This is a genomic window from Rudanella lutea DSM 19387, from assembly GCF_000383955.1.
Classification (GTDB): domain Bacteria; phylum Bacteroidota; class Bacteroidia; order Cytophagales; family Spirosomataceae; genus Rudanella; species Rudanella lutea.
The window spans coordinates 785,071-802,404 of the sequence record NZ_KB913013.1 but is presented as its reverse complement, the minus strand read 5'-3'; the positions used below and the strand labels follow the sequence as shown (position 1 = coordinate 802,404).

The 17,334-nt window shown below is 54.4% G+C and carries 11 protein-coding genes and 1 tRNA gene; 6 read left to right on the top strand and 6 right to left on the bottom strand.

Features of this window, described 5'->3' with window-relative positions; translation table 11 throughout:
- The first annotated feature begins 272 nt into the window (after positions 1 to 272).
- Positions 273 to 1,424: an OmpA family protein gene (locus RUDLU_RS0103475; RefSeq protein ID WP_019986960.1), complete on the top strand. Its 1,152-nt coding sequence runs from the start codon at positions 273 to 275 to the stop codon at positions 1,422 to 1,424.
- Between the two features lie 46 nt (positions 1,425 to 1,470).
- Here the strand turns inward: RUDLU_RS0103475 and RUDLU_RS0103470 are convergent.
- Together RUDLU_RS0103470 and RUDLU_RS0103465 are read right to left on the bottom strand one after the other, a co-directional pair.
- Positions 1,471 to 1,543, bottom strand: a tRNA-Thr gene (locus tag RUDLU_RS0103470).
- Positions 1,544 to 1,848: 305 nt separating this feature from the next.
- Positions 1,849 to 4,179, bottom strand: coding sequence for a DUF349 domain-containing protein (locus tag RUDLU_RS0103465; protein WP_019986959.1), 2,331 nt, complete (start codon positions 4,177 to 4,179; stop codon positions 1,849 to 1,851).
- A 92-nt stretch (positions 4,180 to 4,271) separates the two neighbouring features.
- Here RUDLU_RS0103465 and pdxH point away from each other — a divergent pair, with 92 nt between their 5' ends.
- The 3 genes from pdxH to RUDLU_RS0103450 all read left to right on the top strand — a co-directional run bounded on the left by pdxH (position 4,272) and on the right by RUDLU_RS0103450 (position 7,836).
- Positions 4,272 to 4,913: a pyridoxamine 5'-phosphate oxidase gene (pdxH, locus tag RUDLU_RS0103460; protein ID WP_019986958.1), complete on the top strand. Its 642-nt coding sequence runs from the start codon at positions 4,272 to 4,274 to the stop codon at positions 4,911 to 4,913.
- 211 nt (positions 4,914 to 5,124) lie between these two features.
- Positions 5,125 to 7,023, top strand: a complete 1,899-nt coding sequence (locus RUDLU_RS0103455; RefSeq protein ID WP_019986957.1) for an AAA domain-containing protein — start codon at positions 5,125 to 5,127, stop codon at positions 7,021 to 7,023.
- 135 nt (positions 7,024 to 7,158) lie between these two features.
- A complete protein-coding gene (locus tag RUDLU_RS0103450; protein ID WP_027302723.1) occupies positions 7,159 to 7,836 on the top strand; it encodes a hypothetical protein in 678 nt (225 codons plus the stop codon).
- Between the two features lie 67 nt (positions 7,837 to 7,903).
- On the opposite strand, the gene RUDLU_RS0103445 is transcribed toward RUDLU_RS0103450, so the two are convergent.
- From RUDLU_RS0103445 to corA, 4 genes are all read right to left on the bottom strand, one after another.
- Positions 7,904 to 8,422, bottom strand: coding sequence for a lipocalin-like domain-containing protein (locus RUDLU_RS0103445; protein ID WP_019986955.1), 519 nt, complete (start codon positions 8,420 to 8,422; stop codon positions 7,904 to 7,906).
- Between the two features lie 185 nt (positions 8,423 to 8,607).
- Positions 8,608 to 9,996 carry a S8 family peptidase gene (locus tag RUDLU_RS0103440; protein WP_019986954.1) on the bottom strand — a complete coding sequence of 463 codons (1,389 nt, stop codon included), beginning with the start codon at positions 9,994 to 9,996 and terminating at the stop codon, positions 8,608 to 8,610.
- Positions 9,997 to 10,139: 143 nt separating this feature from the next.
- Positions 10,140 to 12,578, bottom strand: coding sequence for a bifunctional UDP-N-acetylmuramoyl-tripeptide:D-alanyl-D-alanine ligase/alanine racemase (locus tag RUDLU_RS0103435; RefSeq protein ID WP_019986953.1), 2,439 nt, complete (start codon positions 12,576 to 12,578; stop codon positions 10,140 to 10,142).
- 12 nt (positions 12,579 to 12,590) lie between these two features.
- Complete coding sequence (gene corA / locus RUDLU_RS0103430; RefSeq protein WP_027302722.1) at positions 12,591 to 13,685, bottom strand: magnesium/cobalt transporter CorA; 1,095 nt, start codon at positions 13,683 to 13,685, stop codon at positions 12,591 to 12,593.
- A gap of 203 nt (positions 13,686 to 13,888) precedes the next feature.
- Between corA and RUDLU_RS0103425 the strand changes: the two genes are divergently transcribed.
- Both RUDLU_RS0103425 and RUDLU_RS0103420 read left to right on the top strand, forming a co-directional pair.
- Positions 13,889 to 16,657 (top strand): M14 family metallopeptidase, encoded by a 2,769-nt coding sequence (locus tag RUDLU_RS0103425; RefSeq protein WP_027302721.1) that lies wholly within the window; start codon positions 13,889 to 13,891, stop codon positions 16,655 to 16,657.
- On the top strand, positions 16,654 to 17,334 hold the full coding sequence (locus RUDLU_RS0103420; RefSeq protein WP_019986950.1) for a DNA-3-methyladenine glycosylase family protein: 681 nt from the start codon (positions 16,654 to 16,656) through the stop codon (positions 17,332 to 17,334). Before RUDLU_RS0103425 ends, RUDLU_RS0103420 begins: the two co-directional genes overlap by 4 nt.

Sequence of the window (17,334 nt, the reverse complement as noted above, 5' to 3'; positions counted from 1 at the left end):
CTGATACACTTCATTAGGCTCATCGAAAGCGCTACAGACGACGGAATGCCCGCAATAAAAAATCGGAACCATTAAACTGATAACCTTTATCCAACGCAACGATATAGCGGTAAATAATCTTTACCAATCGTTGTATGACTCCATTTTTGTTTGCCTTTCGGGTAGGCATGTTGCGCTTTTTAGGCGTAATGATACTTTTATTATGGGCATCCTTTGCTCCGGCACAAACCGTCTCTTTTAATGTTGTTCCGCATTATGGTTCTCCACGGTCGTTGAAAAACCCGATTCAGGTACGCGGGGGAGCACCTACCCTGACCCATACCGATCAATTTATTTATGAAGGACGCCTGTTTGGGCCGAGTGGGGCAAGCCGGGAAGTTAACGTATTCGAAAAACTGATCGGTTTGGGATTTGAGCTAACTCGTAAAAATGACCGTACCCATCGGGGGTGGGGGCTTACGGCCGGAGGGGTGCAGCAAACGCATGTTATTGGACTGGAGACGGCCTCATACCTATCTTCAAAATATCTGCTCATTTACCGCTATCTCGGTTTTGGAGGAGGCATAAAGCGTTTTTGGGAAAACCCCGACAAAAACGTCCACTATTTTGTGCATTTGTCGGCCCGGTACGCGACCAACGCCCGCGAGCATACGATTGAACAAAAATGGCCTAAGGTGACCGAAGGTGGTGTACTCGATTATGTTGAGCGGGGTACTGGCTATCGAATGATCAACCGGGCACCAACTGCCAATTGGGCCATTTGCCCGGAGGTGGGCGTGCAATGGGGCGGAACGGTGCCTGTTCGTTTAAGTATTCAGTATGTCAAACCGCTGACGGATCCGCTCTTTTTGAAGCAATTTGATTATTACCAGAGCAACCTCCTGCGTAGTTCGGAGGTACTTAGCTTATCGCAGCATTCGGTAGTGCTTAATCTCGGTATTCCCTTGACTATTTTTGAGCACACATTTCGCAGACAGCCACGGGTTCAGCCTACACCTAAACCGAAGCAGCCCCAGGTAACTTCTAAACCGGCTCCCCCGGCTCCCAAGCCGGTTCTGCCCCCAACAGATACCTTGCCTGTGGTTAAACCGGCCGAACGAATCCGGCTGAATAATGTGCTCTTTGCCCCCTCACGTGCCGACTTGTTTGCCAGCTCATACGCCGAACTCGACAGTTTGGTGAGCCTCATGCTCAGTCGACCAACGCTCGTCATCCGGCTCGAAGGGCATACCGATAAAATAGGGGAGACTGGCGCCAATCAGCAGCTGTCAGAGAACCGGGTTCGGGCCATCAAGACCTATGTGGTAAGCAACGGGGTTGCGGCCGATCGAATCACAACGGTAGGCTACGGCGATACCCGCCCTATTTGCCCATCGCCCTGTGCCGAAAACCGGCGGGTGGAGTTTGTGATTGTGCGTGAGTGATGCACAAAAAAAACCGCTCAATTTCTTGAGCGGTTTTTACTTTTTGAGCCCCCAGTCGGGATCGAACCAACGACCTACTGATTACAAGTCAGTTGCTCTACCAGCTGAGCTATGGAGGCTTTACTCTTACGACGCCCCGTTTCCGGTGAATCGTGGTGCAAAAGTAGGGCGAAGTAGTATTTCGCGCAAGTGTTTTAGAGAAAAAATATTCGTTTTTGGTGGTCTAGGGGCGTATTTTGCTGAAAAACAGGCTGTTTAAATAAAATAAAACGCTAAAGTTGAGGCCGACAACTGACTGCCTGACTTCACAGCAAGACGGCTTTCGGTTAACTCCGTCTGTTCAGGGTAGTTTTTTTACGGGTAGTCACGAAAAAAGCCTGTGCGAGTCAACGCACAGGCTTCTGGTTAATCATTTCGAATTCGCTTAGGCCGACTGGGCAGCCCGTAGCTGATTGCGGAGATCGTCGAGCTGCTTTTGCGCATCGGCAATCTTCTTGTCGATATCGGCACGGAGTTTATCGGCGTTCTTCGACCGGGCAAAAAACTCGATGTTGTTACGGTACGTGGCGATGTCGTTTTCGAGGGCTGTTATCCGACGACGGATATCGCCACCCCGGCTATCGCCGTCACCATGACCACCCCGACGGTACGAATCCCGGTCGCGGTCGCCCCGGTTTCCACCGCCCCGACGGCCTTGATTTACTTCGGCTTCGGTTTCCTGGATTACCCGGTCTTTTTCTTTCTGGGTCATCTTACCCATTGCACCGACCAACGCGTTGATCGCGTTGATGTAGCGCTTCTGCGTTGCCTGCATGTCGCGCTTGGGTACAAAACCGATGCTGCTCCACTCCCGCTTGAACTCGTTCATTTGTGAGAGGTCGGCACCTTCCGATGCAGCAGCTTCGATGCGGGCAATCAGTTCGTTTTTCTTCGCGAGGTTATCTTCAAACTCCCGCTCTGTTTCCTGATTCTTGTTGCGCTTGCGGTTGAAGAACGAATCGCAGGCATTCTTGAACCGATCAAAAATCGAGTTTTTGAACTTCTCAGGTACCTGGCCGATGTTTTTCCACTGCCGTTGCAGCTCAATCACGCGCTGGGTCAGCTCGGGAGTATCTTCGCCCGATTCGAGAATAGCCTCTACCTGCTCACACAGTTCGGTTTTCGCTTTCAGGTTCTGCTCACGCTTCGCTTCCAGCTCTTTGAAGAACTCGCCTTTGTTGTAGAAGAACGATTTCAGCGTGGCCCAGAACTTCTTGCTCAGCTCTTTGCCTTCCTCGCGCGGCATCGAACCTTTCAGCGCGTTCCAGCGGTCCTGAATCGCCATAACCTCCTTGGTCTTGTCGTTCCAATCGTTGATGCTTGATGAAGAGAATGACGTAAACGGAACCAGTTCTTCGTAGATTTTCGACTTCTCTTCGTACAACTGAGCCGATTCTTTCCGCTGCTCTTCGGTTTGGCCCCGACGCCGTTCGTACAGCGTATCCAGAGCCGCTTTCATACGGCCCCAGAGTACTTCCTGCTCGGCTTTGGGGGCCGGGCCGATATGCTTGTACTCTTCAAACAGCGCATTGGCTTCGTCGATTGTCTGACGAGATACCGGCTTGTCGGCCAGTTCCTGCGCCATAGCTTCAACCTTCTGGATAACCTCCGTTTTGAGGGTGGCATTCCGCTTACGGTCAAGCTCTTTCAGCTCGAAATAGATATTCCGGTTGCTGTAATAGCGGTCGACCAGGGCGTGGTACGTAGCCCAAAGCGTAGCGTTGTGGGGTGAGTTGATGTTACCCGCGGCTTTCCACTCGTCCTGAACCTGCTTGAACTCATTCCAGCTGGCCTTGGGATCGGCCGCGCTGTTTTCGTCGTTCTCAACCAGTTCGCGAAGCCGCCGGAGCAGTTCGGTCTTGGTAGCGAAGTTCGAATCTTTAGCCTTGTCCAGATTCTGGAAATAGGTATTCTTCAGGCTCTTGATCTGCTTGTACAACGCATCAAACTGGTTGACGCTCTCGTCGTACTTAAACTCGAAGCCCTCGTCTGACCCGTTTTCTTCGGTGTATTTAGAGAGAGCCGATTGGCGGTCTCCTGCTTTCAGCTGATCAAACAGCGGCTTGGCCTCTTTCAGAATGGCGTCGGCCCGCTTGAAATCACCAGGTGTTACCCCTTCGGCGCTGATGGTCGTGAGCTGCTCTTGAAGCAGGGTCACAAACTCAGCCTTACCAAACTGACTGTAGTCGATAGCAGGCTGGGCAGCCGCTTCTTCCTCGGCCGTCTCCGTGTCGGCGTAGTCTGCCGAGATTTCTTCGGCTACCGATGGTTCGATGGCGTCTGCCGGAGCTACTTCGGCTTCGGGCGCTGCAGTTTCGGCTACAACCTCGGCTTGCGGGGCTGCTTCGTCCAGAATGGAAGGCACCTCGGCATCGGCCGGGAGTTCTTCGGCGGGAGCCTCGTCGGTCGAAACCGCCTGGGCGTCTGACACATCGGTGGGTTCAGCCTCCGTAGCGGCTGTCGGAACCGATGACTCTTCACTGGTAACCGGCGCGACTGGGGCTTCAGCGGATGCTTCTACCGGGGCCGGTTCTTCCGAGGTTTCGACGGGCGTTGATGCCTCAACCGTTTCAGTTGACTGGGCAGCAGGTTCGTCTGTTACATCCTCTTGAGCAGGCTCAGCAGCAGCGTTCTCTGTCGCATCCAGTTCCAACATTTCGGCTGGCTTACTGGTCAAATCCTCAGGTCCTTTGATTTCTTTTTCTTCGTTTGCCATGTTGGTAACGTACCGATTACTTTTGCAAAAATAGAAAGAATTGCGGATTCGGAGGATTTTTCCTTCCCTAACGATCGCAAAGAAAACGAATTATGTCGGTAGAAATAGCAGACTTAAGAAAGGAGTACACCCTCAATGGGCTTGATCGGAGCGATGTTTTGGCCGACCCTTTCGCCCAGTTTCGGCAATGGTTTGAGGCAGCATTGGGGGCTGGTATTCCTGAGCCAAACGCTATGCACCTGGCTACCGTCGGCGAAAATGGCCGCCCATCGGGTCGGATTGTGCTTATCAAAGAGGTCGATAGTCGGGGTTTTGTGTTCTATACCAATTATGAAAGTGACAAAGGGCATGACCTGGCGGCAAATCCGGTGGCCTCGCTCACTTTCTTTTACCCTGAACTCGAACGGCAGATCCGGGTGGAAGGAGTTGTGGAAAAAGTGACCCCCGAAGAGTCAGATATTTATTTTGGGAGCCGGCCCCGGGGAAGTCAGATTGGTGCCTGGGTGTCGCGGCAGAGTACCATAATCCAAAACCGTGACGAGTTAACAAACCGTCAAAACGAGCTGGAAACACAATTTGAAGGTAAGCCGGTACCCCGGCCCCCGCATTGGGGGGGCTACCGGGTAGTGCCCGACCTAATCGAGTTTTGGCAGGGCCGCCCCAGCCGACTACACGACCGAATTCGGTATCGGTTGGTCGACGGAGCCTGGGTGATCGAGCGCGTGTCGCCCTAATTGCTCCATCCGAGTCATTTTATTTTAGTAAACGGTCTGTTTAAATCGGGTCGAACAGTACTAAGCCCTGAGGTTAGCTCATTACAAATGGGCTTGTCTCGGGGTTTTATGTTCAGAGCGTTCACGTTTGATTGCTTTTCGGGAAGCGTATGGGCGTATCTCTCTCTGTATAGCTATTCTGCTCAACTGCGCCAGTCGGGTATCTTTGCGCATGGATTATTTCAAACAGCTCCTTCAGCTTCTTAAAGCCGAACGAAACGAAGACCGTGAACAGTACCGCCGACTGACCGAATCGACCTCGATTGCCGAGCGCCGGGCCGATGGGTTGACGTGGTACCCTATCGCCATTCGGGGGTCGGAGCTGGGCCGGGGTGATTACCTCACCGTCGAGGTCGAGCGAACGACGCACCAGGATATTGCTCATCAGTTTCGGGTAGGTACACCCGCCATGCTGTTCAGCAATCACGATTCCAAAAATGACCGGGTTGAGGGGACAATTGCCTATCAGGGCGGCAACCGGCTCAAGATTACCCTGCTTACCGATGAACTGCCCGATTGGTCGCGGGATGGCAAGCTGGGTGTTGAACTGCTGTTTGATGATCAGAGCTACGATCAGATGCAGGAGGCTCTGCAACTGGCCAATTCGCTGGCCGACAAAGGCGAGAACCAGCTTGTCCGGATTCTGACGGGAGACGCAAGCCCCACCTTTCGGCCGTTGCCCACGTTACCTGTCATTCCCCGGCTTAACGAGAGTCAGGTGCAGGCCGTCGGGACTATTCTGGCGGCCAATGAGCTGGCTATTGTGCACGGCCCGCCCGGTACCGGTAAAACGACCACGCTGGTGCAGGCCATCAAGGCTCTGTACGGGCAGGATCATAAACAGATTCTGGTGGTGGCACCGAGCAATGCTGCTGTTGATCTGTTGAGCGAAAAACTGCATGACGAAGGCCTTCGGGTGCTGCGGGTAGGCAACCCGGCGCGGGTGTCGGAACGGTTAATGGGCCTGACCCTCGATCATCAGATGGCCGACCACCGGATGATGAAGGACATCAAAAAACTCCGCAAGCAGGCAAGCGAATTCAAGGCAATGGCGCATAAATACAAGCGCAGCTTTGGCCGGGCCGAACGGGAGCAGCGAAAGGCGTTGTTTGATGAGGCCCACCGAATCATGAAAGATGTTGCCCAAATCGAGCAGTATATTATCGATGAACTGCTGGCGCAGGCGCAGGTCATTACGGCAACACTGGTAGGGGCCAACCAGTACCTGATTCGTGACCGTAAGTACCACACCGTCGTGATCGATGAAGCCGGTCAGGCCCTTGAACCGGCGTGCTGGATTCCGATTCTGAAAGCGCAAAAAGTAGTGCTTGCGGGCGACCATTGCCAGCTGCCCCCGACAATTAAATCAATGGAAGCGGCCCGGCAGGGTTTGGCGACTACGCTGCTTGAAAAAGGAGTAGCCCAGCATCCCGAAGCGGTGCGGCTGCTCAATGTACAGTACCGGATGCACGAGCGGATTATGGGGTACTCATCGGCCGTATTTTATGGTGGACAATTGCAGGCCCATCGCTCGGTGGCCACGCATAGCCTGCTTACGGGTGACTTGCCGCTTCTGTTTGTGGATACCGCCGGGTGCGGCTTTGACGAAAAACTAGAAGGTACCAGCTCGACCAACCCCGAAGAGGCTGCGTTTCTGATCCGTCATCTGGGCCTGTTGGCCGAGGAGTTAAGCCCGGCGTACGGAGCGGCCGATTTTCCATCGACGGCGGTGATTTCGCCCTACAAGGCCCAGTTGAATCTATTGGCCGATCAACTGGCACAGACGCCCGAATTGGCTCCGCTTCGTGCTCGGATTGCCGTTAACACCATTGATAGCTTTCAGGGACAGGAGCGCGACATTGTGTATATCTCGCTCACACGCAGCAACGACAAAGGCGAAATTGGTTTCCTGTCCGACATCCGGCGGATGAATGTAGCCATGACCCGAGCCCGTAAGAAACTGGTCATGATCGGTGACAGTGCCACGCTGGCAACCCATTCGTTCTACGCCGACCTGATTAGCTATGCCCAAACCCACGATGGGTACCGTAGCGCCTGGGACTGGATGTAATATCTGTTTGCGGGAGACTGCTTGTGGTTAGCCTGCTTTTTCGACCGTGCAAACCGTGCCCAAACCAGCCGGTAAAAATTGGGTTGCCTTTTCCGGCTGAACCTGTTTCCTTTGCTCGCAAAAACCCACGTCGTGATGAAAACAAACTGGATTGGTTTCTGGGCAATGCTGATGTTGGCCTGCTTTAGTAGCCGGGCGCAGACGGTGTACGCCGGCGAACAGACAATAGAGAAGAATAAGTTGTCGGGCTTGTTTCTGACAGTACCTATCGACGAAAAAGCGGTTAGCCGTGAGTGGGAACAGGCGCTTCGGTCGTACGGCCGACTGAATCTCTCGCGAGGAGTGTTTCGGGTGACCAATGCCGATATTCCGTCGGTATCGTCGGAACCGATTAATCTGATTAGCCAGGTAAAAGGAGGTAAAACGTCGACAACCCTGTTCGCGTCGTTTGATCTGGGCAGCGGCAATTTTGCCCGGCCCGGCGACCCCAGCTACAGTTCTGCTGAGACGTTGCTGAAAGATTTCGCGGCTAAGGCGCTATATAATAACGAAGTGCGTATTGCCGAAGAAAGCTTTGCCGAGGCTCAGAAAGCACATCAGCGGTCGGTGCAGAAAGGCGAACGGCTTGGGCGGGATATTGAGCGGAACAAGCGCGAAAAAGAGCGGCTCCAGCGTAGTCTTGATGAAAATGCGAAGGAACTCGAGCAGTTGACCAAAGACATTGACCTGAACAAAACCGAACAGGAAAACGCGCTGACCGAAATGGATGTAAAAAAGAAGAATGTAGAGACCGTAAAGGCCAAAAAGCAATAACCTGGCCCCTGCTCAACAAAAAAGCGCCCCCAGACTGAGGGCGCTTTTTTGTTGGCTAAGCCGCGCATTACTGAGGCTTGAACTTCATCTGAAGACCCAGCGATTCTTTCGGGGTAATGCCGAGGAAAATGGCAATAAACGCCAATCCGAAATCATCATTTTGACTTACCGAAGAAAGCTTCTGTTCGGCTTTTACCTGTAATTCGCTGCTGGTCAGACTGGTAATGTCGTATGTCTCAACGGTCTTGTCTTCGTAGGTGAGTTGCAGCTTTTTGTTGGAGTCGGTCAGTTTCCAGGTGCCCTTATCCTGATAGGGTTTTCCCTGATCATCAACGTCACTCTCCACAAAGGTGCCGTTGCTGTTCAGGTTCATTTTGAAGTTTGACATATCCAGTGGGTTGTCTTTAGCTCCTTCTTTATAGAGGGCAGTTCCCACTTTTCCGTCGACTAACAGGTCAGTTTGGGTGTTTTTCCAGTTTTTGGCGATTAGGGTGGTGGGGTCGCTGGCAGGTGTGGGATCATCACTCTTAGAACAGCTGGTGAGGGTAAGGCCGAAGATAGCGGCCATAAACAGGAAACGTTTCATTTGTGTGTAGTGAATTGTTGGTAATAGTTTCAAATGTATGTTATGGTAAGTTTACTGGAAGCATACTATTGTGTAAACGGTAAGTTGATTAAGAGAGACTTTTCTATCGAATTGTTTGTCTGATAGTTATAAAAAAAGGGCAGTATAAGTACTGCCCTCGATCAATATGGGTTGGTAAAGGAAAGTTAGAACGTGGCTACGCTCAGGCGTCCGCCCGTTACGCACCGGCCCGACAGAGATGCGGTTGGTACGGTGGTGTTCAGGATGGCCGACTTAATTTGTGAAGCCGTAGCCGTTGGGTACAGCGATTTGTACAGAGCAACAGCTCCGGTCACGTGCGGAGTCGCCATCGATGTTCCGTTATACGAAGCATAGCCCGACCCACCGCTCGACGTCGGTACCGTCGACCAGATGCCCGAACCCGGTGCCCCGAGATCGACCGTTGTTGCGCCGAAGTTTGAGAAGCTCGACCGAGCCCCCGACGAGGTAATGGCCGCTACCGCAATCACGTTGGTGTTGTTGTAATTTGAGGGGTAGTTAGCCACGGCGTCATTGTTATCGCCAACCCCATCGGAGCCCCCATTCCCAGCGGCAGCCACAAACAGAATTCCCGCTGCATTGGCGCGCTCAATGGCGTCGCGCAGTGCCTGCGAGTAGCCGCCACCACCCCATGAGTTATTGCTGGCTACAATGTTGAGTCCATGACGCCGTTTCAGGTCGGTCAGGTAATCAATGGCTTTGATGGCATTGGCGGTGCTGCCTCCGCTACTGCCCAAAAACTTCAGACCAATCATCTTTACGTTCCAGCACACACCAGCCACGCCGGTGCCGTTGCCGCCCCGTGCGCCAATAGTGCCCGCTACGTGCGTACCATGATCGTCAGACGGGCCGTCGTAAATCGAGGCATTGTTCGATGCAAAGTCCCAGCCGTACAGATCGTCTACGTAGCCATTTCCATCGTCGTCGATGCCATTGCTCGTTTCGTAAGGGTTTACCCAGCTGTTGGCCGACAGGTCGGTATGCGTCCGCATGTACCCTTCGTCGATAATACCGACGATCACGCTGCTCGAACCGAGTTTATTGGCGTTCCAGGCCACGGCGGCCCCGCTGCCAAACTGATTAGCGGGTGAGGTCGATGCGCCGTACATGCCCCAAAGTTGTCCGCTGGTGAAATACGAATCGTTGGAGGTGGCATCCAGCGTGTAAATGTAGTTTGGCTCGGCATACTCAACTTCCGGCATGCCTTTTAGCTCGTTGATGGCCTCAAACACATCCAGCGACGTCGAAAGGAGCGTAACTCCTTCTTTGTCGCCTTTGTCTTCCATCATTTTGGTCAGAATTTTCTCGGCTTTGCTGTACTTCTGTTTGCTAAGGGCTTTGAGAACTTTTTCCGATACGACGCCATCTTTAAACTTCACCAACACCTCGCCAGGGACAAAGTTGCCCCGTTCGGCAACCCGGGCCTGACCGGTTGTTGTTGGCGTTAATTCAATCTGGGGCTGGCAACTGTACAGCAGAGCACTGCTCAGCAGAACGGTTGCCGCCCGCTTTCCAAGAGAAGTTAGTTTGTTCATAAAAAAATAGGATTAAGAATTGGATCACAACTTAATCAAAATTTTACGTATGAACAAAGTCTCACCTTATAATTTTAATTCATTATTAATAATTGAAAGCATTTAACTTTCTGAAAATGAGACGTTTGAGTGGGATGCATTTGTCACTCTTTGTAAAAAACCCGCTTTACCCGGTCGCTTACGTTGGTGAGAAGTTCGTAGGGGATTGTACCTATCTGATGGGCCAATTGTTTAACCGAAACGTTTGGGCCGAAGATTTCGACCTCGTCCCCTTCTGATACCGAAGCCCCTGTTACATCAATCATCGTCATGTCCATGCAGATGTTCCCGACGGTGGGGCAGAGGGTCCCGTTGACCCAGATTTTACCCACGCCATTGCCAAAGCGCCGGTCGTAACCGTCGGCGTATCCGATGGCAAGCGTAGCAATGCGGGCGTCGTGGTCAAGTACGCCCCGGCGGCTGTAGCCAACGGTGTCGCCCGCCGGTACGGTTTTAATCTGGCTAATGACAGTGCGGAGCGTTCCGACGGGCAATACGCGCCCCGGTTCAATCTGACTGCTTTCGACACCGTACAGGCCAATGCCCAGCCGTACCATATCGAGCTGAAACTCGGGAAACCGTACAATCCCGGCCGAGTTGAGCAGGTGCCGCGTAGGCAGGTACCCCAGGCCTGCTTCGAGCTGGGTAGTGGCTTGCACAAAGCGCATGTACTGTTCCTGCGAGAAGGCGTTGAACTGGGCTTCGTCAGCCCCGACCAAATGGCTAAAAACGGTAGATACCCGCAGATTGGGGTGTTCGTTGAGCAACGCGATAACAGCGGGTAAATCGTCGGGCAAAAAACCAAGCCGGTGCATACCCGTATCAATTTTGAGGTGTAGCCGTACCGATTCATCGGGGTTCAGATGGGGCCGGGTTTGCACAAAATCGCACCATTCACGCAAGAGTCGAAGGCTATATATTTCGGGTTCGAGCCGATGGTCGAGCAGGGTGGCGAAGGTTTCGGGAGCCGGGTTCATGACCATAATGGGTAAATCGACGCCATTTTGCCGGAGTTGTACTCCTTCGTCCGCATACGCAACGGCCAGATAATCGACCCGGTTGAACTGGAGCAGTTGGGCCACCTCAACGCTGCCGCTGCCGTACGCAAAGGCCTTCACCATCACCATGATTTTGGTTTGAGACGGTCCGGCGCTCCGGCTAACCTTGGCGCGGTAGTAATTGAGGTTATGGGTGAGGGCATCGAGGTTGATGTGCAGTACCGTGCCGTGTACCTTGCGCTGTAGCCGATTGATAATCCGCTCAAAGGTGAACGACCGGGCTCCTTTGACCAGCACCACGGCATCGCGGAAAAGCTCGGCGGGTAACTGAGCCAAAAACGACTCGGTGTCGGGGTAAAAAGCGCTCCCAGCCGGAAAATGGCTTCTTTGTTGGTTCATAACCGGGCCAATGCCCACAAACAGGTCTGGATGCTGTTCGGTAATGAGTTGTCCGATTTGGGTGTAGAGGTCGGCTTCGGGTTGACCTGATTGCAGCACATCCGACAAAATAATCACCTGCCGGGGGCGCGTACGTTGCTGATTCAAAAAGTTAAGAGCAAGCTGCAAACCGGCTACGTCGTTGTTGTACGAGTCGTCGATGAGCACACTATTATGGATACCTTCTTTCAGTTCGAGTCGCATAGACACGGGCCGGAGCCGATTGAGCCGTGTTTGTAGCCCGACCTCGTTGGTCAGGCCCAGTTCCAGAAGCACGAGCAGGCAGTGAATGAGGTTTTCGACCGAAGCCGGGTCGGTAAAGGGGAGCTGAAGGTGCCACCTTGTGCCGTCGGAGCGAGAAAGCAGGAGCGCACTGCCGCTCACCCCAGCCGTAAAGTCGGCTGTCTGATCGGTGGTCGACCAGCTCACGAGCCGAATAGCCGGGTTGACAGCTTTGAGCAACAGCCGGATCTCCTCGTCGATGTCGGAATAGTCTTTCCGGTAAATGAGGCATGGGGCGTGGGTAAAGAGCCTCAGTTTCTCAGCGACTTTTTGCTTACGGCTCCGAAATCCTTCATCGTGGGCAGTTCCGATATTGGTAAACACCCCGATGGTAGGGGCCACAATCGGTTCCAGGTTGGCCATTTCGTGAGGAGCCGAAATGCCGGCTTCAAAAATGCCGAGCGTGTGCGACCCGTTGAGTTGATGCACCGAAAGCGGTACGCCCACCTGCGAATTATAGCTTTTTGGGCTACGGGCGATCACAAAATCGGTAGCGAGGAGCTGGGCCAGCCACTCTTTCACAATGGTTTTGCCGTTGCTACCTGTAATACCTACCACCGGAATCGAGAATTGAGCCCGGTGTCGGGCGGCTTCCTGCTGAAGCGCCCCCAGTACGTTGGGCACCCGAATTAGCTCGGCATCGGGCAGGGCCTGCCATTCGGGGCGTTCCATGCCCTGTTGCACCACAAACTGCCGGACTCCGCGTTCGTACAGCTCGTTGATATACAGGTGGCCATCGTGCCGGGTACCCGGAATGGCAAAGAAAACAGTGTTTTGGGGGTCGGCAATGACCTGGCGAGAATCGGTAAGCCAGATGGGATTCATGCAAGAAAGGGGTTACATCCAGCCGCGACGGCGGAAATAAATAATGAGCCCGGCGGCCGTAGCGGCCATGACCCCGAGCGTAATGAAGTATCCGTTGGTGGTTTTCAGCTCGGGCATATTCTCGAAGTTCATGCCGTAGATACCCGCAATGAACGTGAGGGGCATGAAAATAGCCGAGAAAATGGTGAGCGTTTTCATGACCGAGTTCATCCGGTTGCTCATGGTCGAGAGGTACACGTCCATCAGACCCGGAATCAGTTCTCGGTACGAATCAATGGTTTCAATTACCTGCGTCACGTGGTCGTACAGGTCACGGAGGTAGGGGAGGGTACCCGGCTGAATAAGCGGGTGTTCTTCGCGAATAAGTGCGCCGATCATGTCGCGAAGGGGCCACACCATCCGTCGGGTGTAGGTTAGTTCGCGCTTCAGGCTGTAGAGCTCGGTGAGGGTGGGTTGCTGTACGCCATTGCCCCCAACCTGCACCTGTACAATCCGGTCTTCGAGCTTATCGAGCTGAGTACCAATAAAATCGAGTACTTCAAAATATCGGTCGACAATCAGGTCCATCAGGGCGTACATGAGGTAGTCGGGGCCGTTGCGCCGGGTTTTGCCCGCCGATGCTTTGATCCGGTCCAGTACCGGTGTGAAAATGTCCGACGTCCGTTCTTCCTGAAACGAAATGAGGTAATTGGGACCGAGCACAAAACTGATATGTTCGGCGTCGATTTCGCTGATGCGGTTATGGCAGTGCAGCATTTTGAGCGTTACGAACAAAACGCCATCATCGTAAGCCTCGCTTTTAGGTTTCTGCTCTGTATTGACCACGTCTTCGAGCAGGAGTGGGTGCAGGTTGAACTGCTGCCCCAGTGCCTCGATCACCTGCGGCTGGTGAATACCGTCGACATCGATCCAGGTCACAAACGGCGTACTGGCCGCGGGAATACGGCAGTTGCTCAACCGCCCCGATCCATCAATGTGATACTCGGCCGTGTTGTACTCAATGCGCGAGATTCGAGTGGCATGGGCCACCTCGCGACCCACATACGTGATGGTACCGGGCGAGGCTCCGGCCTGTTTCTGACCTGTTTTATATCGGCGTCGACTCATTGGGGCAAAATTGGGCATTAACCGACGAAATTATCCACGTCCTGGCTAACTTTTTGGCCGGTTGGTATCGAGGTCTGCCCAGCAGGGAATTACGGGTAATATTTTCAGAACAAGGGCCCAACCGAACCGGAAATGTGTTTTTTTTGGGGTGTGGTCCGCGGTTTTCATCACAAACGCCCACCTACCCTCTAAATTACCCCAGTATGTTCCAAAAACTTTTACGTCTTTGTGCGGGCTCGTTGCTGAGCCTGTCGATAGCCGTTGCCCAGCCGATTCCGTCGCCAAAGGAACACTTTGGTTTCAATATCGGTGATGACTACCAACTGGCTAATTACACCCAAACGGAGGCCTACTTTAAAAAGCTGGCGCAGTCGGACCGGGTAAAACTGGTTGACATTGGCCTCACCGAAGAGGGCCGCCATCAGTATATGCTGGTGGTGTCGTCGCCCGAGAACCTCAAAAATCTGGCGCGGTATCAGGACATTTCGCGTCGGCTGGCCCGTGCCGAAGGCCTCACCGACGAGCAGGCCCGCGCGCTGGCGGCCGAAGGTAAAGCCGTGGTCTGGATTGACGGAGGTTTGCACTCGACCGAGACTGTTGGTACCATGCAGCTGATCGAAACGGCCTGGCAACTGGTAAGCCGCAAAGACCCCGAGACAACCCGGATTCTGAACGATTGTATTGTGTTGCTCGTACACGCTAACCCCGACGGGCACGAACTGGTGGCCAACTGGTACATGCGCAACCCTGTACCGCAAAAGCGCAGCCTGGAGTACCTGCCCCGCCTGTACGAAAAATACGCTGGGCATGATAACAACCGGGATTTTTACATCATGAACCTGAAGGAAACCCAGAACATGGGTCGGCAATTATTTGTCGATTGGATTCCGCAGATCATGTACAACCACCATCAGCGTGGCCCGGCCGGGTCGGTACTGGCGGGCCCGCCGTACCGCGACCCGTTCAATTACGTGTTCGATCCGCTCATGATTACGGGTCTGGATGCCATCGGGGCGTCGATGATTAACCGCCTGAACTCCGAGAACAAGCCTGGTTACACCCGTTTGAATGGCTCGGTGTTTTCGACCTGGTACAACGGTGGTTTGCGGACAACCACGCACTTTCACAACATGCTGGGCCTGTTGACGGAGATTATCGGCGGACCCACGCCAGAAGATGTGCCCGTAGTGCCGCAGCGACTTTTGCCCAATGGCAACACTCCGCTACCGGTATTGCCGCAGAAATGGCATTTCAAGCAGTCGATTGACTACTCGATGTCGCTGAACTACTCGGTGCTCGACTACGCAGCCCGGCACCGCGATCAGGTGTTGTACAACATCTACCGCATGGGTAAAAACTCAATTGAGCGCGGCAGCAGCGATTACTGGACCTTGTCGCCCAAGCGCATCGATGCTATCCAGCAGGCTTACCGGGCGGCCGTTCAGAAGCCCCGCCCCGATACGGCTGGTCATGCCGCAGCCGCCCGCGAAGGTGGTATTCCGAAGCGCTACTACGATGCTGTTCTGAAAGATTCGACCCTGCGCGACGCCCGTGGCTACATCATTTCGGCCAATCAGCCCGATTTTCCCACGGCCGTGAAGTTTCTCAATGCCCTCATCCGTACCGGTATTCAGGTGCACCGGGCTACGGCTCCGTTCAGCGTGAACGGCCGGAATTACCCGGCGGGTTCGTATGTGGTAAAAACGGCGCAATCATTCCGGCCGCATATTCTGGATATGTTTGAACCCCAGGATCACCCCAACGATTTTGCCTACGCGGGTGGCCCACCGATTCGGCCGTATGATGCCGCTGGCTGGACCCTGGCGTTCCAGATGGGCGTTCAGTTCGACCGGGTACTGACCGATTTCAACGGGCCGTTTGAAGCGCTGCCGTATGGTGAGTTGCTTAGTGCGCCGGCTGCTACCGTTGCGGCAACCGGTGCGGCCGCGGGGTATGTGCTGCCTGCCCGTATGAACAATGCCTTTGTGGCAGTCAATGACCTGCTCAAAGCGGGTGTCGAGGTATTTCGGATGCCCGCCGGTTCGGGCAAAGGTGATGCCGGTTCGTTTTTTGTGCCGGCCTCGGCTAAGTCGCGCGAGATGCTGACAAAAGCGGGTGTAGATCTGGGCCTGAGTGCCACCGGCGTGTCGAAGCGGCCTGCCGGTAAACTGGTGAAACTGAAGCCCGCCCGTGTGGCTATCTGGGACACCTACGGCGGTTCGATGCCGTCGGGCTGGTTGCGCCTACTTATGGAGCAGTTCCATTTCCCGGCGAGCGTGGTGTACTCACCCGAAATTGACGGGGGCGACCTCCGCAAAAAGTACGATGTGCTGGTGTTTGTGCCACGCGCTATTCCGGCCAAGGGGGGCCGTGGTGGTGAGATGGGCGGCTACACGCCCCGCGAACCCAAAGTAGATTCGATTCCGGCCGAGTTCCGGTCGTGGGTGGGTCGTATCACGCCCGATAAGTCGATCCCGGCCCTGAAGAAGTTTCTGGAAGACGGTGGCACCATTGTCACCATGGGCAGCAGTGCTAACTTGGCTTATCACCTCGATTTGCCCGTTCGCAATGCCCTCACTGAACTGGGACCCACGGGTCAGGAGCGTCCGTTGCCTGCCGAGAAGTACTACATCCCCGGCAGCTTGCTCCGCGTATCGCTCGATTCTACCCATCAGGCAAACTGGGGTATGCCCGCGCAGACCGATGTGTACTTCGATTCGAGCCCGGTATTTCATGTTGCCCCCAGCGCCATTGCGAGCGGGGCCGTGCAACCATTGGCCTGGTTTGCTACCGACAAGCCCCTCCGCAGTGGCTGGGCCTGGGGTCAGCAGTACCTGCAGGATGGTGTAGCTGCCTTTGCCGCCCCGGTCGGTGCGGGTCGGCTGGTGGTGGTTGGCCCCGAAGCAACGTTCCGGGCACAGCCGCATGGCACCTTCAAATTATTGTTTAATCAGCTTTACCGTCTGGAATGATCCCTGCCGACGCTGCCCTGAGCCATCTGGCCAATGACCCGGTTATGGGTAAAATTATTGCCGAAACGCCCCTTCCGAAGGCGTTTTACGACTGGAACGACGATGTGTATCTGGCCCTGCTGGAAAGCATTGTGTCGCAGCAGATTTCGGTGAAGGCAGCCGACGCTATTTTCCGGAAATTCCGGCTCTTGTTTCTCGACCCGACCCCCGCACCCGACCTACCCTTGTCGGGTGCGGGAACCCCGGCCGAGGGCTACCCCGACCCGGTGCGGTTGCTGGCCAAAACGCCCGAAGAACTGCGCAGTGCAGGGTTGTCGTTTCAAAAAATAGGCTACCTGCGTAGCGTCGCCGAGTTTGCACTGGCCAACCGAATGGATCGGCCGTTTTTCGATGCTCTGACCGACGAAGAGGTGATCCATTACCTTATTCCGATCAAGGGCGTTGGTCGGTGGACCGTTGAAATGCTGCTGATGTTTGTGCTCGACCGGCCCGATGTGTTGCCCGTCGATGATCTGGTGATTCGGCAAAAGATGGTCCGGGCCTATGGGCTCACCGAAACCGGCCGACCGCTGTACCGTCGGTTACACGAAATCGCCGAACCCTGGCGACCGTACCGGACCCTGGCCTGCCGGTACCTTTGGCGCTGGCAACCCCGACCGGTAAGCGAAGAAGGATAA

Coding starts and splice junctions, on each gene's coding strand:
- RUDLU_RS0103445 (WP_019986955.1), bottom strand. CDS start 8,422: ATGAAACGTTTCCTGTTTATGGCCGCTATCTTCGGCCTTACCCTCACC.
- RUDLU_RS0103455 (WP_019986957.1), top strand. CDS start 5,125: ATGGATTATTTCAAACAGCTCCTTCAGCTTCTTAAAGCCGAACGAAAC.
- corA (WP_027302722.1), bottom strand. CDS start 13,685: ATGAGTCGACGCCGATATAAAACAGGTCAGAAACAGGCCGGAGCCTCG.
- RUDLU_RS0103425 (WP_027302721.1), top strand. CDS start 13,889: ATGTTCCAAAAACTTTTACGTCTTTGTGCGGGCTCGTTGCTGAGCCTG.
- pdxH (WP_019986958.1), top strand. CDS start 4,272: ATGTCGGTAGAAATAGCAGACTTAAGAAAGGAGTACACCCTCAATGGG.
- RUDLU_RS0103465 (WP_019986959.1), bottom strand. CDS start 4,179: ATGGCAAACGAAGAAAAAGAAATCAAAGGACCTGAGGATTTGACCAGT.
- RUDLU_RS0103420 (WP_019986950.1), top strand. CDS start 16,654: ATGATCCCTGCCGACGCTGCCCTGAGCCATCTGGCCAATGACCCGGTT.
- RUDLU_RS0103435 (WP_019986953.1), bottom strand. CDS start 12,578: ATGAATCCCATCTGGCTTACCGATTCTCGCCAGGTCATTGCCGACCCC.
- RUDLU_RS0103440 (WP_019986954.1), bottom strand. CDS start 9,996: ATGAACAAACTAACTTCTCTTGGAAAGCGGGCGGCAACCGTTCTGCTG.
- RUDLU_RS0103450 (WP_027302723.1), top strand. CDS start 7,159: ATGAAAACAAACTGGATTGGTTTCTGGGCAATGCTGATGTTGGCCTGC.